The organism is Desulfobacter sp. (assembly GCA_028768525.1).
GTDB lineage: Bacteria > Desulfobacterota > Desulfobacteria > Desulfobacterales > Desulfobacteraceae > Desulfobacter.
The window spans coordinates 1,562,713-1,589,006 of sequence record CP054837.1 but is presented as its reverse complement, the minus strand read 5'-3'; the positions used below and the strand labels follow the sequence as shown (position 1 = coordinate 1,589,006).

At 54.0% G+C, this 26,294-nt stretch carries 27 protein-coding genes; 7 read left to right on the top strand and 20 right to left on the bottom strand.

Annotated features, from left to right (window positions below):
- Positions 1-131: 131 nt before the first annotated feature.
- The 3 genes from HUN04_07280 to HUN04_07270 all read right to left on the bottom strand — a co-directional run bounded on the left by HUN04_07280 (position 132) and on the right by HUN04_07270 (position 4,603).
- Positions 132-2,162 carry an FAD-dependent oxidoreductase gene (locus HUN04_07280; GenBank protein WDP89532.1) on the bottom strand — a complete coding sequence of 677 codons (2,031 nt, stop codon included), beginning with the start codon at positions 2,160-2,162 and terminating at the stop codon, positions 132-134.
- Entirely contained in the window at positions 2,159-3,880 is a 1,722-nt protein-coding gene (locus HUN04_07275) for a long-chain fatty acid--CoA ligase (protein ID WDP89531.1), read from the bottom strand. The genes HUN04_07280 and HUN04_07275 overlap by 4 nt, the downstream gene beginning before the upstream one ends.
- Before the next feature lie 126 nt (positions 3,881-4,006).
- Positions 4,007-4,603, bottom strand: a complete 597-nt coding sequence (locus HUN04_07270) for a TetR/AcrR family transcriptional regulator (GenBank protein WDP89530.1) — start codon at positions 4,601-4,603, stop codon at positions 4,007-4,009.
- A 206-nt stretch (positions 4,604-4,809) separates the two neighbouring features.
- Here HUN04_07270 and HUN04_07265 point away from each other — a divergent pair, with 206 nt between their 5' ends.
- On the top strand, positions 4,810-5,280 hold the full coding sequence (locus tag HUN04_07265; GenBank protein WDP89529.1) for an ATPase P: 471 nt from the start codon (positions 4,810-4,812) through the stop codon (positions 5,278-5,280).
- Between the two features lie 14 nt (positions 5,281-5,294).
- Entirely contained in the window at positions 5,295-5,639 is a 345-nt protein-coding gene (locus HUN04_07260; GenBank protein ID WDP89528.1) for a DUF3088 family protein, read from the top strand.
- A gap of 32 nt (positions 5,640-5,671) precedes the next feature.
- On the opposite strand, the gene queF is transcribed toward HUN04_07260, so the two are convergent.
- The 12 genes from queF to HUN04_07200 all read right to left on the bottom strand — a co-directional run bounded on the left by queF (position 5,672) and on the right by HUN04_07200 (position 15,384).
- Positions 5,672-6,499 (bottom strand): NADPH-dependent 7-cyano-7-deazaguanine reductase QueF, encoded by an 828-nt coding sequence (queF, locus tag HUN04_07255; GenBank protein WDP89527.1) that lies wholly within the window; start codon positions 6,497-6,499, stop codon positions 5,672-5,674.
- Between the two features lie 4 nt (positions 6,500-6,503).
- Positions 6,504-7,196, bottom strand: a complete 693-nt coding sequence (queC, locus tag HUN04_07250) for a 7-cyano-7-deazaguanine synthase QueC (GenBank protein ID WDP89526.1) — start codon at positions 7,194-7,196, stop codon at positions 6,504-6,506.
- A gap of 2 nt (positions 7,197-7,198) precedes the next feature.
- Positions 7,199-7,807 carry a 7-carboxy-7-deazaguanine synthase QueE gene (locus tag HUN04_07245; GenBank protein ID WDP93197.1) on the bottom strand — a complete coding sequence of 203 codons (609 nt, stop codon included), beginning with the start codon at positions 7,805-7,807 and terminating at the stop codon, positions 7,199-7,201.
- A gap of 10 nt (positions 7,808-7,817) precedes the next feature.
- Complete coding sequence (locus HUN04_07240; GenBank protein ID WDP93196.1) at positions 7,818-8,222, bottom strand: 6-carboxytetrahydropterin synthase; 405 nt, start codon at positions 8,220-8,222, stop codon at positions 7,818-7,820.
- Positions 8,223-8,516: 294 nt separating this feature from the next.
- Positions 8,517-9,410 carry an NAD(P)-dependent oxidoreductase gene (locus HUN04_07235; GenBank protein ID WDP89525.1) on the bottom strand — a complete coding sequence of 298 codons (894 nt, stop codon included), beginning with the start codon at positions 9,408-9,410 and terminating at the stop codon, positions 8,517-8,519.
- Between the two features lie 78 nt (positions 9,411-9,488).
- A complete protein-coding gene (locus HUN04_07230; protein ID WDP89524.1) occupies positions 9,489-10,025 on the bottom strand; it encodes a Crp/Fnr family transcriptional regulator in 537 nt (178 codons plus the stop codon).
- 246 nt (positions 10,026-10,271) lie between these two features.
- The gene (locus HUN04_07225; protein WDP89523.1) at positions 10,272-10,928 is read right to left on the bottom strand and encodes a molybdopterin-dependent oxidoreductase; all 657 of its coding nucleotides are present in this window, start codon (positions 10,926-10,928) and stop codon (positions 10,272-10,274) included.
- A gap of 467 nt (positions 10,929-11,395) precedes the next feature.
- Positions 11,396-12,157, bottom strand: coding sequence for an RNA methyltransferase (locus HUN04_07220; protein ID WDP89522.1), 762 nt, complete (start codon positions 12,155-12,157; stop codon positions 11,396-11,398).
- A 6-nt stretch (positions 12,158-12,163) separates the two neighbouring features.
- Positions 12,164-13,225, bottom strand: coding sequence for a hypothetical protein (locus tag HUN04_07215; GenBank protein ID WDP89521.1), 1,062 nt, complete (start codon positions 13,223-13,225; stop codon positions 12,164-12,166).
- Positions 13,222-13,668 carry a D-tyrosyl-tRNA(Tyr) deacylase gene (locus HUN04_07210; GenBank protein ID WDP89520.1) on the bottom strand — a complete coding sequence of 149 codons (447 nt, stop codon included), beginning with the start codon at positions 13,666-13,668 and terminating at the stop codon, positions 13,222-13,224. Before HUN04_07210 ends, HUN04_07215 begins: the two co-directional genes overlap by 4 nt.
- Positions 13,669-13,676: 8 nt before the next feature.
- Positions 13,677-14,558, bottom strand: a complete 882-nt coding sequence (locus HUN04_07205) for a histidinol-phosphatase (GenBank protein WDP89519.1) — start codon at positions 14,556-14,558, stop codon at positions 13,677-13,679.
- Positions 14,559-14,589: 31 nt separating this feature from the next.
- On the bottom strand, positions 14,590-15,384 hold the full coding sequence (locus HUN04_07200) for a trypsin-like peptidase domain-containing protein (protein ID WDP89518.1): 795 nt from the start codon (positions 15,382-15,384) through the stop codon (positions 14,590-14,592).
- Positions 15,385-15,802: 418 nt separating this feature from the next.
- Here HUN04_07200 and HUN04_07195 point away from each other — a divergent pair, with 418 nt between their 5' ends.
- Complete coding sequence (locus HUN04_07195; GenBank protein ID WDP93195.1) at positions 15,803-17,518, top strand: alkaline phosphatase; 1,716 nt, start codon at positions 15,803-15,805, stop codon at positions 17,516-17,518.
- Positions 17,519-17,609: 91 nt separating this feature from the next.
- On the opposite strand, the gene HUN04_07190 is transcribed toward HUN04_07195, so the two are convergent.
- The 3 genes from HUN04_07190 to HUN04_07180 form a co-directional block, all read right to left on the bottom strand.
- Positions 17,610-17,882 carry a hypothetical protein gene (locus HUN04_07190; GenBank protein ID WDP89517.1) on the bottom strand — a complete coding sequence of 91 codons (273 nt, stop codon included), beginning with the start codon at positions 17,880-17,882 and terminating at the stop codon, positions 17,610-17,612.
- Between the two features lie 311 nt (positions 17,883-18,193).
- Positions 18,194-19,489, bottom strand: a complete 1,296-nt coding sequence (locus HUN04_07185; protein WDP89516.1) for a radical SAM domain-containing protein — start codon at positions 19,487-19,489, stop codon at positions 18,194-18,196.
- A 57-nt stretch (positions 19,490-19,546) separates the two neighbouring features.
- The gene (locus HUN04_07180) at positions 19,547-20,014 is read right to left on the bottom strand and encodes a universal stress protein (protein WDP89515.1); all 468 of its coding nucleotides are present in this window, start codon (positions 20,012-20,014) and stop codon (positions 19,547-19,549) included.
- 376 nt (positions 20,015-20,390) lie between these two features.
- Here HUN04_07180 and HUN04_07175 point away from each other — a divergent pair, with 376 nt between their 5' ends.
- Positions 20,391-20,795 (top strand): PilZ domain-containing protein, encoded by a 405-nt coding sequence (locus HUN04_07175; protein ID WDP89514.1) that lies wholly within the window; start codon positions 20,391-20,393, stop codon positions 20,793-20,795.
- Positions 20,796-20,956: 161 nt separating this feature from the next.
- Here the strand turns inward: HUN04_07175 and HUN04_07170 are convergent, their stop codons facing one another.
- Together HUN04_07170 and HUN04_07165 are read right to left on the bottom strand one after the other, a co-directional pair.
- Positions 20,957-21,745, bottom strand: a complete 789-nt coding sequence (locus HUN04_07170; protein ID WDP89513.1) for a TIGR00266 family protein — start codon at positions 21,743-21,745, stop codon at positions 20,957-20,959.
- A 106-nt stretch (positions 21,746-21,851) separates the two neighbouring features.
- The gene (locus HUN04_07165) at positions 21,852-22,757 is read right to left on the bottom strand and encodes a tRNA glutamyl-Q synthetase (protein ID WDP89512.1); all 906 of its coding nucleotides are present in this window, start codon (positions 22,755-22,757) and stop codon (positions 21,852-21,854) included.
- Between the two features lie 373 nt (positions 22,758-23,130).
- On the opposite strand from HUN04_07165, the gene HUN04_07160 reads away from it, so the two are divergent.
- From HUN04_07160 to HUN04_07150, 3 genes are all read left to right on the top strand, one after another.
- Positions 23,131-24,351, top strand: a complete 1,221-nt coding sequence (locus HUN04_07160) for an outer membrane beta-barrel protein (GenBank protein WDP89511.1) — start codon at positions 23,131-23,133, stop codon at positions 24,349-24,351.
- A gap of 247 nt (positions 24,352-24,598) precedes the next feature.
- The gene (locus HUN04_07155) at positions 24,599-25,261 is read left to right on the top strand and encodes a hypothetical protein (protein ID WDP89510.1); all 663 of its coding nucleotides are present in this window, start codon (positions 24,599-24,601) and stop codon (positions 25,259-25,261) included.
- Positions 25,262-25,505: 244 nt separating this feature from the next.
- Entirely contained in the window at positions 25,506-26,285 is a 780-nt protein-coding gene (locus tag HUN04_07150) for a hypothetical protein (protein ID WDP89509.1), read from the top strand.
- Positions 26,286-26,294 lie beyond the last annotated feature (9 nt).

Genomic DNA, 26,294 nt, shown 5'->3' with positions numbered 1-26,294 from the left:
TAAAAATATCAATAAGCTGATCTGTTTATCAAATAGGGGGAGGGGTTAGCAAGAGATTTAATGGGATTTAATTTCAAGGGGTTTGGCACCGGCAGCCCGGGGCTGCCGGTTATGGGGACTGTTCAGCCCGGTCAAAGCCGGGACACGCTTAAAAAACCGCCGTGGACGGCGTCGTTGATTTTGCCCGGCTTCAGGCTGTCGCCGATGACGGTGCAGGGGATGCCCAGCTCATCGGCTGTTTTTTCAAGGGTGTTTACGGAGGTTGACCCAAGGGCCAGGATGACAGTGTCAAAGGCGTCGGTGTGAACACTCCCTTCCTGGTCAAATGTCACCTTCCCCCCTTTGATGGAAACCACCTTTGCCGAGGTGCGGATCTTGACCCCGTGGCGGTCCAGGTTGCCCATGAGGATCCATTTGGTGGATTTGCCCAGGTCCTGGCCGGCCTTTTCCAGCATTTCAAATACCGTGACCGTTGAGGTGCCCTTGAACATGTACTGGCGCAGCCGGTCAGGGGAAAGGGCCTGGTAGGTCATTAGAAAGTGCAGCATCTCCGGGGTGAGGCAGCCCTTGGCCGCGACAAAATGGGCGGTTTCAAGGCCCACTGCACCGCCGCCGATGACCGCCACCCGTTTTCCCAGGGGCGGATCCTGGGCCAGGACATCCCAGGCGGACCGGACGCAGGGATCGTCTATCCCCGGGATGGGGGGCATCAGCGGCCTTGCCCCCTGGGCCACGATGAGATGGTCAGGGTCTTCCTTTTGGATCAGGGTTTCATCCACCTTTGTGTTAAGACTGACCGGAATCTTGTATTTTTTAAGCATGGCCCTGTAATAGCGCAGGTATTCCAGCAGCTCGCTTTTATGGGGCGGTGCCGCCGCAATGGGAATCTGGCCGCCGATCTCCCCGGTTTTTTCGTATAGATGGACCCCATGGCCGGCCCGGGCGGCGGTGATTGCCGCTTCAAGTCCGGCCACGCCGGCCCCGGCAATCATGACCTTTTTGGGCGATCCGGCTTTTTGGATGCTGCGCTCTGCCTCGAACCCGGCCCGGGCATTGCCGATGCAGGAGATCGGCCGGCCGTTGAACAATTCGTCGGTGCAGCCCTGGGAGCAGGCCACGCAGGGACGGATTTCTTCAGGGCGGCCTTCCATCGCCTTTTGGGGCCAGAAGGGATCGGCAATGAGAACCCGGCCCAGGTTGACCATGTCGGCCTGGCCGTCCCGGATGATTTTGTCGGCCTGGTCCGGGGTGGAAATGCGGTTGGAGGCCATGACGGGGATGGAAACGGCGGCCTTGATGTTCATGGCCAGAAAGGAGAAGCCCGCCCGGGGGAGGTCCATGGGCAGCTGGGGAACGGGGGATTCATGCCACCCCCCGGTGACGTTGAGGATATCTGCCCCTGCCGCCTCGTAGACCCGTGCGATCTCCGGGGTGGTTTCGTCTGTTGTTGAGCCTTCCACAAAATCGTTGCCCGCCATTCTTACCCCGATGGGAAAATCCGGTCCCACCCGGTCCCGGACCATTTCAATGATTTCCCTGGGAAACCGGGTCCGGTTTTCAAAACTGCCCCCGTATTCGTCGGTTCTCAGGTTTTTCAGCGGGGAGAGAAACTGGGTGATGAGATAGCCTGCTGAGCCGATGATTTCCACCCCGTCGAAACCGGCTTCCTTAGCCCGTGCGGCGGCATCGGCAAATGCAGTCTGGACCCCTTTGATATCGTCATAGCTCATTTCCCGGGGGGTGGTTTTGGAGTATCTGGAGAACACCGCCGACGGGGCCATGGGGGTGTCGTTGTTGATGAGAAAGGGGTGGGCGTAGGCCCCGGCGTGGAAGAGCTGGATCCAGGGGCTGGCCCCCTGATTCCGGATCAGTGACGCGGCCTTTGAAAAGTCTGCTGTGGCCTCGTCCGCGGCCAGGGAAAGGGGGACAAAGCCCGATCCGATGAAATCCACCCCCACCGGCCCCACGGTAACGATGCCTGCGCCGCCCCGGGCGATTTCTTCAAAAAAATGATAATACCTGTCATTGAGCTTGGTGTCATAGGAAAAGAGCAGGCCCAGGGAAGGATAGGCAATGCGGTTGCGGATGGCCAGGGCATTGATGGTGACGGGGCTGAACAGATCGGGATAAAATTGGCCTGAATCTAACGGAACTGGGGTCATGATGTTTTCCTTTGGTTGAGTTTGGCTGCTTCAATGGCGCGCAGGTCCTTGCGAAGCACCTTCCCCACATTGGTCTTGGGCAGTTCATCTATGAATTCCACACGGGTGGGCAGTTTGTATGTGGCAAGATGCTCGGCGCAGAATGAGATGATTTCCTCTTCTGTGGCAGTCTGGCCCGGCGCCATGACCACAAATGCCTTGATCTGCTCCCCCCGGGTGGGATGGGGGACGCCCACGGCACAGGCTTCCATGATTTTGGGATGGGTGAAGAGCACCTCGTCGATATCCCGGGGATAGACATTGTATCCCCCTGAAATAATCATATCCTTTTTCCGGTCCACGATGAAAAAGTACCCGTCTTCATCCATGAGGGCAATGTCCCCGGTGTGGAGCCAGCCGTTGATGAGGGTTTTTTCCGTCTCTTCAGGCATGTTCCTGTATCCCAGCATCACCTGGGGGCCCCGGATGACAAGCTCCCCGGGTTCGCCCACGGGCATGATTTTTTCCGGGTTTCCCAGGTCCACGATGCGGGCCTCGGTGTCAGGCAGGGGAATGCCGATGCTGCCCACCTTGCGTTTCCCTGCGGAAAATGGGTTCACATGGGTGGCCGGGGAGGATTCGGTCATGCCGAAGGCCTCGATGATGATGGAGCCGGTCTTTTTTTCAAATTCCCGGATCACATCCAGGGGCAGGGGGGCGGAACCGGAAACGCAGGCCTTGATGGAGCTGAGGTCGGCCCGTCCGGTTCGGGGGTGGTTGAGCACCCCGATGAACATGGTGGGCACCAGGGGGGCGATGGTGGGCCTGAATTTCTCCATGGCTTCCAGCAGGGGGCCGGGCTGGGGCTTGGGGACCAGGATATTGGTCCATCCTTTGGAGATGGCAAAGTTCATGGAAACGGTGAGGCCCATGACATGGAAAAAGGGAAGGGCCCCCAGGGCGATTTCGTCCTGGTTGTCCCTGAACATGGGCAGCCAGGCGTTTATCTGCTGGGTCTGGCGGCTGAGATTGCCGTGGGTGAGGATGGCGCCCTTGGAGACGCCTGTGGTGCCGCCGGTGTACTGGTACATGGCAATATCTGCAAACCCCAGGCCTCCGGGCACGGAAGCGGGCTTTGCCCCGGCATATTCCCGTACCACCTGCTTCCAGGAAAGCAGTTTGTCCGCCGGCGCCACCGACGCCTTGAGGCCCTTGCGGCCGGCCACCAGGGGAAAGAGGATATTTTTGGGGAAGGGCAGGTAGTCGCCGATGGAGGTGTAAACAATGGTTTTTATTCCGGTCCGGGGGCGCAGGCGAACCATGCGGTCGGCCAGGAGGTCCAGGGTGATGAGCAGGGTGGACCTGGAATCGTTGAACTGGTGGAGCAGTTCAGGATCGGCATATAAAGGGTTGTTCATCACGGCCACGGCGCCGATTTTCATGATGGCGTAAAAGGCCACGGGGCAGGGGATCACATTGGGAAGAAGGATGGCCACGGCGTCTCCCTTTTTAACCCCCCGGCTCTGGAGAAAGGCGGCAAAGGCATCGGCCATTTCGTTGAATTCCCTGAAGCTGATGCGGTATCCCTGGAAGATCAGGGCGGTGTGGTCCGGAATGGACCGGCTGTTTCTCTCAAGGTACTCGTGGAGAAGAATATCCTCGTAGTCAATGGATTCCGGTACCCCCGGATCATAAAACTTCAGCCAGGGTTTTTCTTGGTAGCGCAGGTTCGGTGTCACATCGGCCTCCTTTTCCAGCCCCCTTTTAAGGTCCCTTTAATTTGAGGTAAATGATCGCTGTTTTTTCGGGTTTTCTCCCCTTATTATAGTCCTTCTTTTATTTTTCCTGGCAAAAAACAGTAGTGCTTATTCTTCCGGGTTTTCAATGCCGGCCACAAGGGTATCGATGAGCGGGTCCACAAACTCCAGCAGGCTTTCCGGATTGCCGGTCATCACCCAGTTGGTGACCAGGTGTTCAATGGTGCCCAGCACCATGGAACGGATCAGGTAGGGATTCAGATCCTGCCTGAATTCTCCGGCGGCAATGCCCTCCTCAATGACCTTGGTTATCTGCCTCACCCCTTCCCGAATGACGTGGTGGCCCGAGGTGTCCAGAAATTTTTTATTGTGCTTGAGAAAGAGCATGAGCACGGCGGCAAAGTCGGGGTTGGACTGGTAGGAATCCATGAGCAGATAAACGATGGCCCTCAGCTTGTTCCCCGCTCCCCGGATGAGTTTCAGGTGGAAGGCCATGACCTCAAAGAGGTTGTGGGTGGCCTGGGCCGGGATGGAAAACAAAAGTCCCTCTTTGGTGGAAAAATACTCATATATCGAGGCTTCGGAAACTTTGGCTTCCTTGGCGATTTCCGTTATTGTTGCTTCCTGGAATCCCCTCTGGGCAAATATCTGGGTCGCGGTTTCCAGGATGCTTTTTTTTCTCAGTTCTGTCTTGGTGGTGGCCATTGCATCCTTTATAATATATGGGTTGTCTCGGTGCTTTTTTTGAATCATAAAGTTGCACTTTTATTTTGTCAAATAAAAACTTGTTGCACTTTTATTTTTGGGCGGCTGGCCGGCCCGGCAGCCGGTATCGAAATGCTGCTTTTCCCGGATAAATATGATAGGATCCTTTTCCAAAATCATACACAGCCTATATTTAAGGGGGATTTATGATACGGTTTACCATTCCCGGTTCCGGGGAACTTGCCATCCGGCATATGCTTTTTGACTATAACGGCACCCTGGCCGTTGACGGGAACCCCGTACCGGGCATCAGGGAAAAAATCAATGCCCATTCCCGGGATCTTGATTTCCATGTGATCACCGCAGATACCTTCGGCACCGTTGAACAGGCCCTTCAGGGGGTGGACTGCCGGGTGGTGACCATTCCGGAGGCGGACCAGGATAAAGCCAAGGCAGACTACCTGGAAACCCTTGGGCCCGGGGCCACCATTGCCTGCGGCAACGGGGCCAATGATGAATTAATGCTCAAAAAGGCCGCCCTGGGGGTGGCCGTCTGCCTGGATGAGGGGATGAATACCCGGGCCCTGCTGGCATCGGATCTTGTAATCAAGGACATCATGGACCTGTTCGGGTATCTGGAAAACCCGGGCCGGCTTGTTGCCTGTCTGAGAAAATAAAAAAGGAGAGCGGGATGAAATCGCACAAACTCTTTATGCTCACCCCCTGGACCGAAGCGGGACAGGGGCCGTATTACTGCCCGGACTGCGGGGTTGTGGAGGGGTTCTTTGCCTATTCACCGGGGGCCAAGGTGGATTTGGAAATCATCCACGTGGAATTTACCCGGCCCCGGGCCAGGGTGGTGGAAGCCCTGGGCCAGGAAAACCAGGAGTGCCCGGTGCTGGTCCTGGCCCCGGGCACCGAACCGCCGCCGGAGGCAAAAAAAAGCCTGTCCACCGGCGCCGTGTTCATCGACGATGCCCTGGCCATCTGTAATTATCTGGGGAAAACCTACGGCGGGGTGCTGCCCCATCCCTAGTCCACCGTCCCCTTGCCATCTTTTTATTTAATTTATTGGCGGACCAGTCTGGTATTGGCGGGCAGTTCTTCCGTATTGGTCCTGAATGGATTGATGTCGATGCCCCCCCGCCGGGTGAACCGGGCATAAACAGTGAGGGCCCTGGGGCGGCAGCGGTCCATGATATCCGTGAAAATCCGTTCCACACAATTTTCATGGAATCCGGTGTGAAGGCGAAATGAGATAATGTATTTCAGCAGGCCTTGGCGCGCCATTGCCGGGCCGGTGTAATTAACGGACACCGTGGCCCAGTCGGGCTGCCGGGTCACCGGGCAGTTGGTCCTCAGCAGGTTTGAGTACAGGGTTTCCGTTATTTCCTTTTTCTTTGTTTTCAGAAAATCTGGATTGATTTCATATTTGTCCGTTTCGATGTCCAGGTGGTCGATGCATTCTCCAGGTGGCTGCGCAACACGATAGGGATGCCCGGTTTCCAGCGGGTAAAGGGTGAGCCGGACCTGACCGCCCGTACACCGGTTCAGGTCTTTTTCAATGGTCTGGGCCACCTCTTTTTCAGAGGCGAACCGGGTCTGGTTGAATGAATTGAGGTAAAGCTTTAGGGATTTGGATTCCACAATATTTTCTGAACTGCAGGGCACCGCAAGTTCTCCCAGGGCAACCCGGGGTTTGCCTTTTTTGTCCAGCCAGGAGAGTTCATAGGCATTCCAGATGTCGCTGCCGGTAAAGGGAAGGCAGGTCCCGGAGATGCCCAGGCCGTCCCGGGCCTCTTTTCTGGAAACCGGGAATAGGTGGTCCGGGTCGTAGCAGGGACTGTGGTCCACCTGGGTGCCCAGGGGGATGGTTCTTTTTTCTGTGGGGTTCATGGCATTATTCCCTGTAACCGGTGGGGTCCATGCCCTGGCTGTGGCGAAGGGCGTATTTGCGTTCGTCGCAGGCCCCGCATACCCCGCAGTGGATTTCTCCGCCCTTGTAGCAGGTCCAGGTCTGAGTAAAATCAAGCCCCAGTTTTCTGCCCAGGTCCCCGATATCCCGCTTGTCCATCCGGGCAAAGGGGAAGTTGATTTCCACCTGTCCGCCGGTGCCCAGGTGGACGGCATGTGAGAAGGCCCGGTTGAATTCGGGGCGGCAGTCCGGGTAGATGAAGTGGTCACCGGCATGGGAGCCCAGAAGCACTTCCGCCGCCCCCACGGACTCCGCATATCCTGCGGCAATGGAGAGCATGATGCCGTTGCGAAACGGGACCACCGTGCTTTTCATGTTTTCCGCATCGTAGGCCCCTTCCGGGATTTCTTCGCCGCTGTTCAGCAGGCTGGATGAGAAAAGAGCGTTGATAAAGGGCAGGGGGATGAGGGTGTGCGGCACATTGAGGGTGTTGCAGAGTGCTGCTGCCATGGGCAGTTCCCGGTTGTTGTGCTTGGATCCGTAATCAAAGCTGACGGCGGCCGCTCTCTTCCCCCGGTCCAGGGTATGGGCCAGGAGCACGGCCGAATCCATGCCCCCGGAGAGGACCACCACCGCATCCGGGGTTTGGGTCTGATCCGCTTTTTGTAAGTGATCCATGGTTAAATTCCTTTTTTATTGTTAAAGGCCAGGGTGTGGAGCCGGGGGGAAAAATTAAAGCCTTTTTCCACGCAGTACTGCCAGATATCCGGGGTCCGGCGAAGCTGGGCCTCCCGGTTGTCCCCAAGCGGCATCAGCCAGATTTTTTCCGGCGGGATGGCATGGGTGGCGATGAATGCCTCAATGGGTTCAATATCCTTATCCGCAACAAATTTAAAACAGTCCGCCCTTGTAATGCTTTCCGGGGCCACCTGCCAGCGGCCGTCCAGGTATTTGGGGGAGCAGACTTTGTACCCTTGGCAGGCCTCTGGAATGGCGCGTTTGCCGCTGGTTTCGTACTGGACCCTAAGACCCATATCCAGGAGGCCGGCCTCCAGTCGGTCCAGGCCGTCTTTCCATTGGACAAAGGGTTCGCCGCCGGTGATGACCGCAAGGCCTGTACAGTCAGTTTCCGCCCGGGAGAGGATGTCGCCGATGTCGACGGGGTTGCCCGGGCCCTGGGCATAGGCGGTGTCGCACCAGGGACAGAAAGGGGGCAGGCACCCGCTGAGCCGGATAAACAGGGCCGGCCGCCCCATGAAGGGCCCCTCCCCCTGGATGGATGAAAAGATTTCCGAAAGGTTAAGTGTCATCATCAACCTCCGCCCAGGAATCCGGGGTTTCGTACAGCCGTATTTTTTTCAGCGCTACGCCCTTGGCTCCCAGGGCCGCCTGAAGCCTGCTGAAGATGAACAGGGACATGTTTTCCGCCGTGGGCGGGCAGTCCTGGTATTCCTCCAGTTCATTGAGGTCGGCATGGTCGTACCGGGAGAGGATTTCTTCTTTGACAATGGCCTTGAGTGCCGTAAAATTGATGATCATTCCCGACGGCCCCACCGGTCCTGCCACCGTGATCCTTAAACGGTAGGTGTGCCCGTGGAACCGGGAGCATTTCCCGAAGAGTTCAAAGTTTTCCTTTTCCGAAAGGTGGGAAAGAAACAGCCTGTGGGCCGCATCAAAGCGCAGTTCTTTGGTAATGGTAAGCATAGCCACCCTTAAAATCCATGCAGGGAACAGCCCCGCATTTTTGTTAAACATCATCCGGCAACGCCGGTACAAGGTGAGGGAGAATTTATAGGGCGGGATTCCGCTCGTCCGCCAAAAAAGAACCTTTTACATGAATAACCATCGGAAATCAATTAAAAAAATGCATACAGCGGTCATGTGGTTAGATCGGACCCCATCTCAATTCCTTCAGAAAGACAGCCCTGGGTCCAAATTCCCAGGTAGGCTTTGTGGCAATCGCTATGGGGAATGTCCCCGCCTGTGCCACCAACTATTTCAATCTCTTAATCCTGCTTGCAACCGGGTTATTTCATAGGTTGTACTCCAATCCTTTTTCCCCATGCCGAGAGCTATCGCCGTTAGCATTTTGTCCTTCACTATTCTTGCTATACTTGGAATAGCATACACGTTGGTAAATGCCTCTTCGTATATTTTTACGTCCTTCAAGCCTCCCACTAAATCAAATCCAGCTTTATCAAAATCACGATTTTTAATCTTTTCTGCATACATTTTCAAAGTAGATTCCGCAAAGGCCATCTGAAACATCATCTGAAGAATATCCAGGTTAAGCCCACTTTTTTCGGCGAAAGTGTATAGCTCGCCCATCATTTCCATTTGGGATATGGCCATGTAGTTGGCGCAAACTTTCATGGAAATTGCCTCCGATGCAGTATTTCCAATTGGAAGGCACATTGCTGCATAGCTCTCAACTAAAGGCTTGCAGCTTTCAATGGCCTTTACGTCTCCTGACATAAAGGTCTTTAATTTACCTTCAATAGCCACATCTGGGCGCCCAACCACAGGACCTGAAAGATACGTGCATCCATTTTCCTGATGCCGCCTTTCAAGCGTCTCTGCTGTTTTTATACTGATGGTTGTCAAACAAATGTGGATACCCCCTTTTTTCAACCCGGCAAGAATACCGGATTCACCCGTCGTCGCTTCTATCATTGATTGATCATCCATTAAGCTGGTGAGGACAATATCAGACCTCTCTGCCGCTTCTTTTGGGGAGTTACACCCAAATGCACCTGTCTCTACAAAAGGTTTCATCTTTGATTGCGTCCGGTTGTAAACTGACAATGGGAAACCTGCCTTCTGAATATTACCGCATATGCCGGAACCCATTTTCCCAAGGCCGATAAATCCGATTTTTAATTTTTTTTCCATAAGACCTCCTGTTTTATTGTTTAACGCTTGATAAGCGGCACAATGACATAAACAGCGAACAGGGGGCATTAACAATTGTTAAGGTTTGGATTTATTTCGAATCCGGCTCAAGGAGACAGGGGTAATACCCAGATATGAGGCAATGTAATGATGCGGCACTCGTTTGAAGATTCCAGGATTCTCTTTAACCAGTTCTTCATAACGACGTTGCGGATTGTTTTTTATTCTCGATAAAAACAGCTTTTGATAATGATACAGCCGGTCTGATAAGAGTTCATTGACAGTATCCTTTAATTGGGGAAGGGATTTTTCTGCGGCAGAAAGATCATCTTTGTGTATTCGGTGCAAAACGGATGGCTCAATGGTCTCAAGGTTAAACAGGCTGGGTTTGCTCTTTCTGAAACTTTCAAAGGATGATACAAAACTGCCTTCAAAAAAAAACTGGAATGTAATATCATCACCGTCCCTGTTAAACCATGATCTAACGCAGCCGCTTTCAATGAAGATCAGGTGTTTAGAAATGTCGCCCTCATTTAATAGCCATGATTTTTTAGGATATTCTTTTTTCTTAGATAGCGGCTTGATTGCATTCCAGATAAGCTCAGTTTCATTCATATCGACACATTTTAATTTGTTTCAGTTGATCAAGATTTAATTTATTTTTGTGCATAAAACAACTGATTACGATTAATGTCGCAATTGTTCAATCTTTGTTTCTTGGGGGGATTCTTCCGTCTGGATGACAGACAGGAATAGCAGAACAGGTACGAGCCCTGAAAGCGTGCTGCCTTGTACGGACATGGCTGAGGCGCCGGGTGCCCCGGCATCCCGGATGGTAAGAGCAGGATACTCGGACAGGGGCTATCGGGCGATCACAACCATTTTATTCACATATTTGACCCACTCCCCGCCATAGTGGCCACCAGCGACAAGGCGGGCAGGAAAACCGTGCCGTTGGGGGAGGACCTTGCCATTAACCTGAAAAGCGATAAACACATCATTGGCCATGACCTCATTGATGGTGAATTTTTTTGTTTTTTTTCGTATGCCTTCCGGGCCGCTGAATTTTACATGAGTAGCACTGGGATCAAGACCGGCGGCTGACAGCAGATCCCTGGATGAAATGCCTTTCCATCTGGCATTATAGGCAAAGAATCCAGGGCAGATCAGCAGCACGTTTTTTTCTATGGAAGGAAGTGAGAACAGATCGTCATACGTATAATCTGCTGGGGTTTTGACGGCCCCGGATAACTCCAAGCGCCAGTTCTTGATATCCACATCGTATATGTCCTGGCCCATGACGTCGAATTCTTCCTCAGGGCTGGTGTCCAGAAGCCTGGTGTCCAGTTTGGCAGGGTTTTGGGATATGAGGGTATTCATGGCGGTCCCTTTTGGCAGAATTTTCTTTTTGAATCGACCAAAAGCCAGGGCTGCCCCGGTACCGAATTTTCCAAACAGGATCCAGGCACAGGCTAAAAGGTGGGCTATTTTCTTTATGACCTGCCGTCTTGTTGTCATGATACAATCTTATATTTGTCTGAAAGTATATGGCTGAATATATCCTGTTGATACACCTGGCGCTCAGAATATTCCGTATCTTGTTCTTTGATAAATGGTATTAATTTTTGATACTGGGGTTCGCTTTTATCTCCTCAGCAATGGTATCTAATCCGCCTAGGTGAAATCCTGATGTTCTTACAAATAAGAGATCACCGCCCTGTAAAAATTCAAAAATAGGCGTTCAGAATCTATCTTGCCACCAGATTCTATCCTGCCATCTATGCGGCAATAAGGATGTCCTCCAACCCCAATTTATTTAAAACAATAAGATAAAAATTATGAACCAGAGTTTATGGCGCCTCATCTTTTTATTTCCCCTGCTCGTACCTTCCTGGGCCTTGGCAATGCATCCGGGAACAGGTTCCGGGGCCATGGAAATATCCGGCCAATGCCAAATCCAACACAAAACAGGACCAAGGTGGCTTCTAATCCTGTTCCGGTTCTCCGGGGCTGTATTTCCTGCGCTCCTCTTCGGTCCAGTCGATGCGGGACATTAATCCCCTTAAAATCCGCACATCCCTGGAAGAAAGCCCGGCGTTGCCGAAAATCCGCCGGAATGTCCGCAACAGGTGGTCCGGATTCTGGGGATCCAGGTAATCAATGTCCAGCAGGGTGTTGCGCATGTGGGCGAACATGGATTCCATCTCTTTTCCCGTGGCCGGGTCCTTGACCTTGGGGTCGTAGAATTTTTTCCCGGTATCCGATTTTATGGCGATTTCATAGAGGAGCACGGAGATGGAGTGGCTTAGGTTCATTGACGGATAGGCGTCGTGGGTGGGGATGGTAATGAACTGCTGGCAGAGGTCCAGGTCACGGGTTTCCAGCCCGGTGTCCTCGGGGCCCATGACCAGGGCCGAGGTCATATGGTCCTGGTCCGAGGCGATATGTTCTCCTGCGGTGGCCGGGGTCAGAAAGTTTTTCCGGTATTTGCCGAAGCGCCGGGTGGTGCCGTAGGCGGTGTGGATATCGTGGAGGGCCTCTTCAAGGGTGTTGAAAATTTCAGCATTCTCCAGCAGGTGGAAGGCGGTGAGGGCCATTTTTTTGGCCGGCAGGCTTTTGTATTCCTTGCAGGGATCGACCAGGCGCAGCCGGGTAAAGCCGAAGTTCATCATGCCCCGGCAGACGGAGCCGATATTTATGGGGCCCTGGGGCCGGACCAGAATGACGTAAAGGTTGTCAGGATTCATTGTTTCTCATTTAGTGCAATTATGGGTTAAATGGATGACCAGTGCGCATTCCAGGCCGAAGGGCAGGTAGCCGGCATAGCCCAGAACTGGCATTTCAAATATGTGCAGGGCCTGGACATAGGGGATGCTGTACTCCCAACGGGCCAGGCTGTAAAAATTAAACATTTCCCAGAAAAAACCGCAGCAGAGTGCGGCCAGGGCGTAAGCCGCCACCTGGGTCAGATCCCCTGTGGCCAGACCCGAAAAAGGATGGGGGGCCTTCTGTATCAGCCCGTATCCCAGGAGGATGAACAAGGGGGCGATCCACACCGTAAAAAAGAGCGGGTCGGGAAATATACCGACGAGCCCAAGGGCGGCGGAGCCGAGGAGCATGAGCACCCATCCTGCCGGCCGCCCAATGGCCCAGGCCATGGCCGGCCCCTTTTTAAATCCCCGGTTCATGGGGCCAAAACTCATCAAAAAGGCCTTCATGCTCTCCACGGCGGGCAGCACCGTTGAAAAACTGAGGGTGGCCAGGCAAAAATAGGTGAGCGCCGGGTATTGGCTGCCGGAGTAATGCCAATTGCCAACAAACCGGTTGAGGTATTCGAATATCCACCAGAAAACGGCGGATACCGCAAAGAGCATGATAAACTGCTTGGGCGAAGCTGTCAGGGGGCAGGTGCCGGACCGCATGGCTGTGAGCCCGTTGAGGGCCAGGATGCAGCAGAGCCACAGGGGGAAAAAGGTATGGGGCTGGAAAGACGCGAACCCGCTGAACCGGGTCCAGGCCAGACACCAGAAAATCCCTGTGCCGGCCATGGCAGCCTTTCCCCACCAGGGCAGGGGATAGGTGCCGGTGCGGCTGCTGGCGGGGGGATATGCCAGTCCCTTTTTAACCAGGGGCAGGGTGGCGGCCAGGATAAAGATCAGTACCAGGGCGAATATATCCGGGGAAAAAGGGGCGTGCTTCTGAAAAACGGGCCGGGGCGGAAAGGCCAGAAAGGGGAGAATATCCCGTTGTGCGGCCACCAGCCCTGCCAGGGGCAGAAAAAGAATCAGGCCGATGGGCAGGGCCGGGAATTTCATTTGGGTTTGGATTCCACCACCAGGGTCACCGGCCCCTGGTTGATCAGTTCAACATCCATATTGGCCTGGAACTGCCCGGTTTGTACGGAAATGCCGCTCTCTGCCGCTTTTTGGGCAAAATAGGTATAGAGGCGGTCGGCCTCCTCTGGGGGGGCCGCTCCTATGAAGCTGGGGCGGCGGCCCTTGCGGCAGTCCCCCAGCAGGGTAAACTGGGAGACCACCAATAGTTCTCCGCCCACATCCAGAAGGGAGCGGTTCATTTTGCCCTGGTCGTCCTCAAAAATTCTCAGATTGGTGATTTTATCCGCCAGGTAGTCGGCCTCGGCCTGGCCGTCTCCCCTGGCCACGCCCAGAAGCACCATGATGCCCCTGCCGATGCTGGAGATGACGGTATTGTCCACCGTCACCTGGGCCTTGGAGACCCGTTGTACAATTGCTTTCATTTTATATCTTATCCTTTTGCAGGGATGGTTGCGGAGATGGCTGGCGGGATGATTCTGGGGACCGGCCATTGGGTGGAAAACCCAAGTTCTGAAAGGGTCTGCACCGCCGCGTTCACAAAGGCGCCGGCCTGGGCCTTGCTGTGGGCGTCGTCTCCGGGCACCACCGGGATTCCCATTGCCCTGGCCTGTTCCAGGATTGCGCCATCCAGATAAGGCCGCTTTTCCCCCCTTGAAAGGGGCCGCAGGTTGTAGTCCAGCACCAGGCCCAGATCCCGTATCAGTTCCAGGTTGCGGTTGATTTTTTCCTTGATGGCGGGGGCTGCCAGCCGGGCCGGATAATTTTCGTCATAGATACGGATGATGTCAAAATGCCCCACCACAAAGGGGCGCAGGGTCTGGATCATCTCAAACTGCTGGTCGAAATAGGCCTGGTACATGGCCTCCATGGAACCGCAGTCCCGGGCGATGGACTGGTAATCCTCTTGGGAGTAGTCAAAACAGCGGTCATTGACATGGTGGACCGATCCCACAATATAATCCGGCTCAAATTCCCGGATCAATTCCTTGGCCAGGTCCAGGGCGCCTTTGACCATCTCGGTTTCAAATCCCCTGTATATGGTTATTTGGTCGCCATAGGCATTTTTGAGCCGGTCCAGTTCTTTAAAATAAAGGGCAAACCGTTTTTTCAGATCCGCTGCGGTCATGCCCTGTTCTATTTCATCGGGATAGCACAGGGCATCCGAGGGCATGGGCATGTGTTCGCTGATGCCCACGGCGGTGAAACCCCGGGCCATATATGCCTGAATGATTTCTTCCAGGCTGTTTTCGGCATGGCAGCAAAACTGCCCCGAGTGCCCGCCGTGGAGGGATATGGGTCCGTTTATTTTCATGGGGCGAATTTACATGAACCCATGGGATAAATCAAGGCTGCCCGGCAAGGTCCCGGACGGCAAGGTCCTGGATGTATTTGGCGGGTATGGCATAGGTCAGGCCGGTGGGGTCTTTGAGGGCGTGCTCTTTTTTGCCTTTAATGAACACCTTGTTGATGACGCCGACCACCTCTCCTGTGGCAATGCGGTAGACGGGGCTGCCGCTGTTGCCGGGGAAGGCCACGGCGTCGATCTGGAGAATATCGTAGGGTTTTCGCAGGTGTTTGAGCATTTTTCCGTCGATCATGCTGCCGTGGAGGGAAGGCAGGATGATGGGGGCGATGGCCGAGACGATTCCGGTGTGGGTGGTGGGGTTCAGTCCCAGGACAAAGCCGATGGGATAGCCGGTGAATGCCACGGCGTGGCCCTCCTGAACGGCGCCGGGCCGGGCCAGGGCCAGGGCGGGCAGTTTTTTATCGATCCTGAGAATGGCCAGGTCATGGAAGGCATCATCGGCGATGAGGGTGGCCTTGAGCCGTTTTTTCGGCAGGGCGGTATTGAAAATGTGCAGGTAAAAGAGGCGTTTTTTCTCCTTGATGGGGGCGATCACATGGTGGTTGGTGACCACCCGGGTGCCGTCTCCGATGATGAATCCCGTACCCAAAAACCGGGCCGGTGGCTTTTCGCTGAATTTGTAGGTGCCCACAGCCATGGTGGATGCTTTTACCCTTGCAATCAATTGGGCAATATGGGCGTCCCTGTCCAGAATGGCCGGGTTGCCCCGGGCTGCAGCCGGGAAACCGGGTAGAAGCGAAATCGCCAGACATATTAAAGCAAGGTGTCTCATGGGAACTATGTACCACGGTCCGTCCCCCGGTGTCCACCGGACCAGGATGAAAAATACGGTTCAGTCGCTGTGCCGGCGCAGCCGGGAAGGCAATCTGCAGCAGATATATTGTTTGAAAAGGGTTTGAGTATGGTTTGCTTCCTTTTTTGATGGCGGTTGCCAGGGAAAATTATGTCATAAAATCGGGTAAATAATCTCAAATATCGCCGTTGTTTTGTCCTTTTTAAGTAGTTATTTCCTTCTTTTTATCACTATCGTAATCCTGGGTCCTGTATCCGGAAATGAATACTTAATTCCGGAATAATTTACTTCAAATATTGCATTGTTATACAGATTTCGCCGGATGCTTTGGATTCTGGCAAAATAGGCATTTTCCAATTAATCAAGGAGAGAGGGAATGAAAATCAAGTGGAGTAAGATGGTAAAGGCCGGTGTGGTCGCCGGCTGTCTGGTATTCGGGGCCAACGCTGCCATGGCCGGCGGCAAATGGGAAAATAAATGGAACCACGGTCACCACTACGGCTGGGGAGCAAAAAATGTGATCGTGATGATTCCGGATGGATGTGATGAAACCGTTCAAACCGTTGCCCGCTGGTATAAGGGAGAAGATCTGGAAGTGGATAAAATGCAGAACGGCACCGTTAAAGTCCATATGGCCAACTCTGTTATCCCGGGTTCCGCTGCGGCTGCCACGGCCTTTGCCACCGGCCATAAGACAACCGTACGCTTTCTGGGTGTAGGCCCCAGAACCGATGACCTGCTCACCGGCTTGGAATCGACTGCCGAGCCCTATGCCCCGGTTGCCAGTGTGCTCGAGGCCGCCAAACGTGCCGGCAAGGCCGTGGGCATCGTTGTCACCAGCCGGGTGACCCATGCCACCCCTGCTGCCTTTACCAGCCATATCCAGGACCGCGGTTTGGACAACGATATCATGGAACACATGGTCTATAATAATATTGATGTTGTTTTTGGCGGCGGCGCCCGCCACCTGCTTCCCGTCGGCGAGAGCTACACCACCAGTTTCGGTGCCACCTGGAGCGGCAAACGGACGGACAATGAAAACCTCATGCAGGTGCTGATTGACCGGGGATACCGGTTCATCGACAGCAAAGAACAGATGGATTCGGTTGATTCGGGCAGAGTGTGGGGCCTGTTCGACGACAGCCACATGCAGCCGGACATGGATCGTCAATACTTTGCCACCCATGAACCCTCTTTGGCGGAAATGGTTGAAAAGGCCATTGAGATCCTGTCCCAGGATCCCGACGGCTTCCTGCTCATGGTTGAAGGCTCCCAGGTGGACTGGGCCGGCCACAACAACGACCCCATTTACATGGTCAGGGATTTCATTGCCTTTGACGACGCGGTTAATGTGGCCAATAAATTTGCAAGAAGGCACCACGGCACTACCGTCATGGCCTACCCGGACCATAACACCGGCGGTATGAAAATCGGGCACTACAATACGGCAATGGGCTATACGGAAACCACGATTGAAGACCTGGTTGAGCCCCTCAAGGGGATGAGCATGTCTGCTAACGGTGTTGTGGCAATGATGGCGGACAAATCCGATACCGCACTTTACGACACTGTCCTTGATCACTGGAATATTGAATTGACACAGGCGGATATTACCGAAATTCGGGATCTGGAACCCGCTGTGGGGCTGAGCTATGCCCTGGCCCGGATTGTCAGCAAGAACCACACCGTTATCGGCTGGACCACCCACGGCCACACCGGGGAAACCGTTCCCCTGTGGATGACCGGCAAACCGGCCCCCGCCGGTACCATTGACAATACCGATTTGGCTTATATCGCCGCCGATGCCATTGACGTCGACCTGGACCGGGCCACCAGAAAGCTTTACGTTGACCTGGACACCGTTACAGACGACTATACCATTGAGTATACATACCAATGGGTGGATGACAACGGTACACCGGATGATGCCTCTGATGATGAAGTCATCCAGGAAAATCCTGTGGTGAAAATCGGCAAGATTGAACTGCCTGCAAGCAAAGACTATATGATCAAAAACGGGCGGAAAATCAAGCTGCCAGGCCTCACTGTTTATGCACCTGCCACCGGCAAGGTTTACCTTTCCAAAAAAGCCCTTCGCAAGCTCTATCTGTAGGCCGTTCTTAAAACCGGTTCAATTGCGCTAAACCAAGTGGGGAGATGGGCCACCATCTCCCCACTTGGATTTTGTTTCAGGAGGGAAGGGCTCAGTCCCACCACCGAAAAAAGGTCATGGGGTAGATGAATATTGTATCCTCATCGTTCCTTTGCCAGGGGATGAAATCCGAGTCCATGATCATTTCCCTTACCCGCTGCACAAATTTGTCCGAGTTAATTTCCGATTTTTGAACCCTGGCGGAGGTAACCTCTCCGGTGTATTCCACGCCGACCATAAACCATACCGTGCCCCCGTAAACCGGCGTTCCTTTTTCGTTCATCTGCTTCAGGAGTACCTGTCCGTTGCAGAAGGCAGAATGCATATCTGCTGCAATATTTTCTGGGGGACGGGGGCCCTGAAGGATATCAATGCCCTCTGCCGGTAAAGGGGGCCCTTTCAGGCAGGTCCGGGGATTAAAGTGTTGAACTGTTCCGGTTGCCGCACAGCCGCTTATAAGTACTGCCGCCGCACCGGCACACAATGCTCTTTTCAGTGACACTGGGAGAATCCGCATTTTTTTTACCTTTTTGCAAGAGGTTGTCTTTGGCGCCAATGGTAGGATAGGCCCCTATTTTGTGTCAACAACGGGAGAGACGGCTAATGAAAGCCAAATGTGTTTTCCGGGGTGCCGGTTCAAAGCCGCTGGATGATATACAAAAACATGGGCAGGCGGCTGCGGGTTTTCAGGTGGTAGAAATCAAAGAGCACCTCCCGGGAGGGCCGGCCGAACCGCAGGGGGGAAAGATAGATTGATCCTTTGGGCTGGGTGAATTTCAAACGGTCCCGGACCAGTTCCATCATGGTGGTGTTATGGGCGGGGGGCAGGCCCTCGTCCATGATGAAATTGCCGCTCATTTCAATGGCGGCATAGGATTGGTTGATTTCCTGCATCCGAAGGAATGCCTGTATCACTTTTTTTCGGGTGATGGGTTTGCCGATGCGGTCCAGGGTCTCCTGGTCCGCGGATTCAAGGCCGATGTTGATGTAGGTCCTGTAGTCCATTCGGTTCAGTCCCTGGAACAGGGCCTCGTCCGCATTGAGCAGGGCGTCAACGGAGCCGAAAATGTACAGGCTGGGTTTTTTCATGATGCTCCGCCCAAAGGCAAGGCGCTGGTAGGCGGTACGGGCCGCATAGAGAATCAAGTCCGCCGGGGCGTTGAGGGCATCGTGCTCACCCAGAAAGAGGCTGTTGTAATTGATCAGGTCCTTTTTGTATACCTTGATGAGGCGGTCCAGCTGCCCATCGATATCCTGTCTGGACCGCGGGGCAAATCCTTTTTGGTTTTTTATTTTGCAGAACCGGCATTTGTAGAGGCAGCCGTCGGCGATGGACAGGGGGATGACATCGTAGTCCGAATGCCGGGCATCCGGTGGGAGTACGGTTACCCGGCCCCCGGGAATTTCAAAAAGACGGCAGGCCCGGCTGTCAAGTCCTTCCGGCGTTTTGGCCAGTACCCTGTCCGTCCATTCCATCACCGGGCCGGGCATCCCGGTACGGTTGATGCCGATGTTCGAGAGGGTGCGATGCCAGTTGGTGGAGAGCCGTTCCACCTCCGGTTCCTTAAAGGGCTTTCCCCCGAGCAGGGAATTGGTGGTGTACATGAGGTTGGGCAGGTAGTATTCGCCGATGGATTCAACAACCCCTGCATATCCGCCGGTGGAGTAGTATATCCAGTCGTTGCCCTTGGTCCTTTTGAGCCATTCCTGGGGATGGAGCCATTTCTCTGTCTTGCCCCGGGCATGTCGGATTTCATGGTTAAGGTCGAATTCCATGATCAGTTCCGGGGTCTCCAGCCGCGAGAAGATGCCGTATTTCACAGGATAGGAGATCTTTGTGTATTCCCTGGCCCCCAGGCAGTTCAGTTCAATGGAGAGGTCCGGGGTGCTGTACTGGATCTGGGGATAATCTGTGGGGGCTTTGGCATCCATTGGTTTTCTTTACAACCAGGTACCTGGTTTTGCAATGCTTTTTTTCTTCGTGTTTTATTATTCTCCGGCCCGGCTGTATTCAAAGCCTTTCTGTTTCACCGTGAGCACGGGCACCGGGGAGTACCGCACGACTTTTTCCGCCACACTCCCCATGAAGATGTGCTTGAAACCGGTGTACCCGTGGGTCCCCATGACAATCATATCCACATCATTCTGTGTGGCATAATGTATGATTTCATCAAAGGGGTCGCCGGTTAAATTAACAAAGGCCGGGGCGACCCCGTCCTTGACGATGCTCTGCCAGAAGACCTTTATCTCTTCCTGTTGCTCCCAACTTTTCTGTTTTGGAATATCCCTGAGTGAATAACTGGCTTCGGTGTATTTGTGGGCCGCCGGTGGGAGGAATACCCTGAGCACAGTCAGATCGGCATTAAAGGTACTGGCGATTCGGTCTGCATATAATAATGCTTCCGAAGACGGTTGGGAACAATCCGTCGGAGCAAGGATTTTTTTGATATTCACCATGACACCCTCCTTTTAGATATGGTAATATCTGTATTGAAAGATAGGGAACACAAGATCCTGCTCTGATCTGTACAGATTTTTCAAACCGGATCAGATGTCGCAACGTATGATGCTGAGGTACCTTCAAGAATATAATATTTCCCATTCAATTGCCATTAAAAACCCAGGCCCAGGCCTATCCGTTTTATTCAGTTAAAGGGGCGGCCCCGGCATGGGCGGCGGAGGCCGAGGAAAAGGGGGGCTTCAGATTCCTTTTATTTGCCGGTGCCGGATTACGGCACTGCCATTTTACTTGATCGCTTGTAATATAATTGGTATATCTGAATAAGTCCCGGGATTAAAAAAGAATATCGTACAAAAGAAAAAGGAGAGACCCATGGGGGAGAATACGTCAATCAATTCTGACAGGAGTGATACCATCCGTGCCATCCGTAAGTCCTTCCGGGTGCCGGTGGGGCCGAAATCAGGAATTTCGGCTGTTTTAGGGGGAGAGCGTTATCCTGTCGCCGACATCAGTCCCGGAGGGGTCCGGATCCAGGGAATGGAAACCGCCGATTTTGAAACGGACCAGGTCATCGGCGGCTGTGAACTGATCCTTCCCGGTGATAAGGTGAAGCGTCTAACCGCCAGGCTGGTCCATTGTTCCAGCGGGAGAAACGGCAGGCGGGGAAGCGGTATTGAATGGGTGAATATGCCGGATCCCGATATTGAGAGAGTGGCCGCCCATGTATCCAGAATAAAACAGGCATTGCGCAAGACGATCCAGGACCAGCCGGCTTAAATCAATTCAGGTGGACCTTCGGGAACTCCTGAATCCGCGCCTAAATTATAATAAAAGCGGGCCCGGTATCCCTTTGGATACCGGGCCCGCTTTTTAATTTATAACCTTATGCCGGGAGGCGCCGCCATGATACCGGCATTGTTGCATTCACTGCCGGCGGATTAGTCCCCGTCCAGCATCCGGCCGATGCTCCCCAGTACCGACCCTTCCCCTTTGCTGCTGCCGCCCGCAGACGGGGCATGCTGGATGACCCGGTCGGCCAGCCTGGAAAAGGGGAGGCTCTGGAGGTAGACGGAACCGTATCCGCTCAGGGTGGCCAGGAAAAGCCCTTCCCCTCCGAAAAACATGGATTTCAGGTTGCCGGCCCGCTGGATATCGTAGTCTATTCCCGGGCTGAATCCCACAATACACCCCGTGTCCACCCTCAGGGTTTCGCCGTTCAATTCCTTTTTAACAATGGTGCCCCCGGCGTGGACAAAGGCCATACCGTCCCCCACCAGGCGCTGGAGGATAAAGCCTTCGCCCCCGAAAAAGCCGGCCCCCAGTTTTTTGTTAAAGGCAATGGTGACTTTGGTGCCCAGGGCGGCGCAGAGAAAGGCGTCTTTCTGGCAGATCAGCTCTCCGCCGATTTGGCCCATATCCACGGGGATGATTTTACCGGGGTAGGGGGCGGAAAAGGCCACCCGCTGCTTGCCCATACCCTGGTTGGTAAAATGGGTCATGAACAGGGATTCCCCGGTCACTGCCCGCTTCCCCGCATCAAAGAGTTTGCCCATAAACCCTTTGTCCGGTTCGGAACCGTCCCCCATTTTGGCTTCAAATGCAACGCCCTCCTCCATCCAGTTCATGGCGCCTGCCTCTGCAATGACGGTTTCCCCGGGATCCAGTTCCACCTCAACGGTCTGCATATCATCGCCGAATATTTCATAATCAACTTCGTGGCATTTCATGATGGTCTCCTATGAATATGAATTGATAATAAGGCATCATACACCTTTGGCCGGTATGATGCAAAAGACAATTGCGTTAAACGGGCCCGTTCGTCAATCTGGGGCCCTAAACCGGGTGGTTCAGCAGATCCCGGGCCGCAAAAATTTCGTTTTTCGGCAGGCCGAGCACCCTTGCCGCTTCCCTGAACGCCTTTTGCGGCCCCTGCCCGGATTCCCGGATATCTTTGAGGGCGTATGCCCCCCTTGACTTTGAGAGCTTTTCTCCGTCCGTGCCCAGGAGCAGGCCGTGGTGAAGGATCCGGCAGGCCGGGAAGGACGACAGGCCGAAGAGGGCGGCCGTGTAGCGCTGGGCCGCCGTTGAAAGAAGCAAATCTTCCCCCCGGACGATGAGATTGATACCTGAACTGTCATCTTCCAGCAGGCTGGCCAGCTGATAGCTGGGCTGGTCATCCCGGCGCCAGAGGACAAAATCTCCAAAGGTGTCGGCGAGGTTGATTTGTTGCCCCCCGGCGCGGACGATGCTGTTGCGGGCTACTTTCAGGCGGATGGCATTTTTGCCGGGAATAAAGGGGTGGCCCGCCCGCCGGCAGGTGCCGGGGTAAATGCCGCTGGGGGAAATCTTTTTGATGGCAGCCCTGCTGCATTCACAGGCAAAGGTGCTGCCGGAGGCTGCACCGAGGGTTGTCATCCGTTCACGGTAATATTCCTTTTTGGCCTGGAGGGAAAATGTTCGGTGAAATTCATCCGGGCCTTGGGGGCCCATGTCCCAGTCCAGGCCCAGCCAGTCCAGGCCGTGGAAAATATCTTCAAGAATATCCTGGCGGAAGCGGATGCCGTCCATATCGTCGATGCGCAGGTGAAGAATACCGCCCCGGCGCCTGACCAGGGCCCAGGTAACCAGAAAATTGACGGCATTGCCCAGATGGAGGAATCCGCTGGGGGTGGGGGCCAGTCTGGAAACCAGCGTTTCCGGCAGTGCCGGAATATGAATCGGGGGAAGTACTCGGGGCATAGGCTTGTCTGTTCCTGTGGCGGGTATCCGTATCATAATTTTTTGCATCCCGGCCCATTATCGCCGGTGTCCGAAAAATGTATAAACCAGTTTATGGGGGATGTAAAGCCCGGCCGGGCCAGGGAACAGGACCATGTATGGAGAATTCAACTGTCCGCCCTTGGATGGATTTGCCGAACCCTCTGTCGTGTTTTTATCAGCATTTCCGGGTGGTTATGGAACTTTCACTGGTTTTCACAATTGTTTTTCTTGATTCCTTTGGGCGGGCTTATATACAGTGCAAAGTTCATAGGTGGCAACCGGTTCAGCCTCGTGTTGAACCGGAAGGAGATGTGATCAAGTTAACGCTGAGTTGAGGGTAAAGGAGAGAGCTGTGAAAAGATGCATCATTGCTGTGTTCGTTCTGATTCTGAGTTTGCCGGGCAGTATCCGGGCCAATGAACCGACCAACGCCGAACTGCTCGAAATGATCAAGTCAATGGAACGCCGGTTTGAAACCGCCATGGAACAGGCGGACAAGGCGCTGGCTGAAGTTAAAAAGGCCCGCAGGGAAACCGCTGCCGCAAAGGAAGAAGCCGCCCGGGCCAACGCGGAACTCGCGCGGCTCAAAGCACAGGCCCAAAACGCCGGATCAAAGGCTTCCCCCGCCGATCCGGCCATCGCGGAAGAAAAGACCGGGACCGGATTCCATGCGTCAGTCCAGGGGGTCTACTGGCGGCCGTCCCGCAGTCACCTCGACTATGTGGTTGTTGACCCGGTATCGGACAATAAACTGGAGGGCAGTTCCAGGGAAATCGATCCCGGTTACGACGGCGGGGGGCGCTTTTCCCTTGGGTATGACTTCAGCCCGGGCTCATCGATCCAGGCAGATTTTTTAAAGCTTAAATCTAATACAAGCAGTGACGCACAACGCCCTGCGGGCGGTGAATTATGGGGCTCATGGCTCCATGTCGACGGCGTGATTGATGATAACGATGTGACCTCCGCCCGTGCCGAATATGCACTGGATGTGGACCAGTTTGATATCAGCGCCAAAAAGTCATTTGATTTGGGCCGCAGCCTGAGCCTGTCCGGCGAGGCCGGATTGCGGTATGCCCGGCTGAAGCAGACACTGGACATCCAGTACCGGCAGGATTTTTCTCCGGTCAATTTCCGTATTTCAGACGTTCAGAGCAGAAGTGATTTTACCGGTTGGGGGCCCCGCCTCGGCGCCGGCGTCGACTGGTACATGGGCAAGGGCTTCAGTCTCATTGGTTCCCTTGGGGGATCGCTTCTCATGGGCAAGGCCGACGCAGCATTGAGCCAGTACGATCGGAATATCGGGGTCGTGACACCGGTACTGCTGATGGATCTTGAGGACAGCGGCAGCAGCCGCGTGGTGCCGGTGATCGAAATGCGCACAGGCCTGGCCTATGCCTACCAGATGCAAAACGGCATGGAATTCCGTGCCCAGCTGGGCTATGAATGGCAGAACTGGTTCAATATAACAACCGCGCGGCTGGTTACCGACGATGTGGATGCGCAGCTTATGTCTACGGATACGACAGATTTTGCATTGGACGGTTTTTTCCTGGAAACCACCATCAGGTTCTGATTACCTCTCACACCATGGGCAGGGGCGTTTAATTATCCCCAGGTTTTCCCAGGAGAGGCCCTGTATCGTTTCCAGGGAGGGCGGCCGGGCAAAAAATTCCCCTTTCCGCTGGTGCGGGCAAGCAGTTTTTACTCAGGTGAAAGATCGGGGGGCAGTATCCCCTGATATAGCAGCCTGTTACAGATAGGGAACGGGTGGCATGGCTTTTGCTGATATCCATTTGCAATAGCATTGAAGGGAGAAAGTTATGTCATCCATTACCAGTATAAATCCGTATTCATCGGGCAGTCTCTACCAGTCGGCCGGAGAAACCCTTGCAACCCAGAAAAGTTCAGGCACCCAGGGAAACAAAAATGAGACCGCAGAGGCATCAAACGACCAGGATGTAACGGTTTCCTTATCCAAGGCGGTTGCACAGGCCCGCCTCCGGGAATCAATGGGTCTGGCGCCCACGGGACGGCTTTCCCTGGATGATTTCAAAGCTGCCGCGGAGGACAGGGAAAAAACCGTGGCCGATGCTTTGGCCCGGACCATGAATTCCCTTGGGATTGACAGCGGCCAGAAGATCAGCCTTTCCCTGGATTCAGATAACAAACTGACCATATCCGAATCCTTTTCCGGAAAATCAAAATTGCAAAATACCTTAAACGAAGACGAGGAATTCATGGCGGCGTTTAAGCAGCTCAGTGCCAATCAGGAGGTGGTGTCCTTTACCGAGAAGCTGAGCTCCGGCGGGACAAGCATGGTGGATTATATGGATGACACCCAGGGCTGGGACGGGGCCATGGCCCTGGCCAACCAGTATAATCAAATCAAGGCATCGGGGAACTCCCTTTCTGCCCTGCTTGGTGCCAGCCGCAGCGAAACCCCGTACACCTATGTGCATTTGCCTGAAGAGACGGGGGCATAACCCGGCCGCCGCTTGATTCCCCCACAACATATGCCTGAGCACTGAGCAGGAGGGGAGTGCAAAAGACCCCAAAGATTGTGCAAATGCATTGGAATATGGTAGACTGTTCCAGAATTTATTTCAAAATCGTCCTAGGTTACCATAAGCCGTGAGGGGAATGCGTTTTTACAAATATATGCTAGTGATCTTGATCCTCGGTCTGGGCCATCCCCCCCAGGGCACAGGCCAGGAGAGGATCACATGGATGACGACCCACTGGCCCCCCGTGATGGAACTGGATCCCTCATCCAGGCAAATCACCGGCGGCCAGGTCGGCAACCAACTCAAGCTGATAATGCAGCGGCTCGGCAATTACGAGCATGCCACCCGTGAAATGAGATGGAACCGGTTCTGGTTTTTTGTGGAAAAAGGGGAAAAGCTGTGCAACTGCATGGTCTATAAAACCCCCGAACGGGAGGCTGTTGCCCAGTTTTCCATTCCCGTCAGCCTCACCCTTCCCAACCGTATCGTCATGGGAAAGGACACCTATGAGCGGATCGGGTCTCCGGCCTCCCTTTCGATTGTCGATATCATCACCGATAAACGCTTCCGGGGACTGCTCATTAAAAAACGATCCTATTCCACAGATATCGACCGGATACTGGCCATTTACAAGGGCCGTTCCAATATCACCAGATGCATCATTGATGAGCAGACCTATATTAAAATGCTGGCAATGAAGCGGGTGGATTATATCCTGGAGTATCCCTTTGTTATCCGCCATACCCTTGACCGCCATTTCCCGGAATTCAAGGGGCGGTTCGTCCTTGTTCCCATCACAGAAATTGCTCCATTTTACTATGTTTATATTGCATGCCCGAAAAATGAGTGGGGAAGGGCATTGATAACGGATATCAATGCAGCCCTCAACCGGCTGCGGCCCATGGCAGATTTCCGCAGGGAAGTGGAACGCCTTTATACCGGGGACGAGCTTGACGAGGTAAGGGTCTACTATAACCGGCATCTGCTCTCCATTACCCAATGAACCCATTGA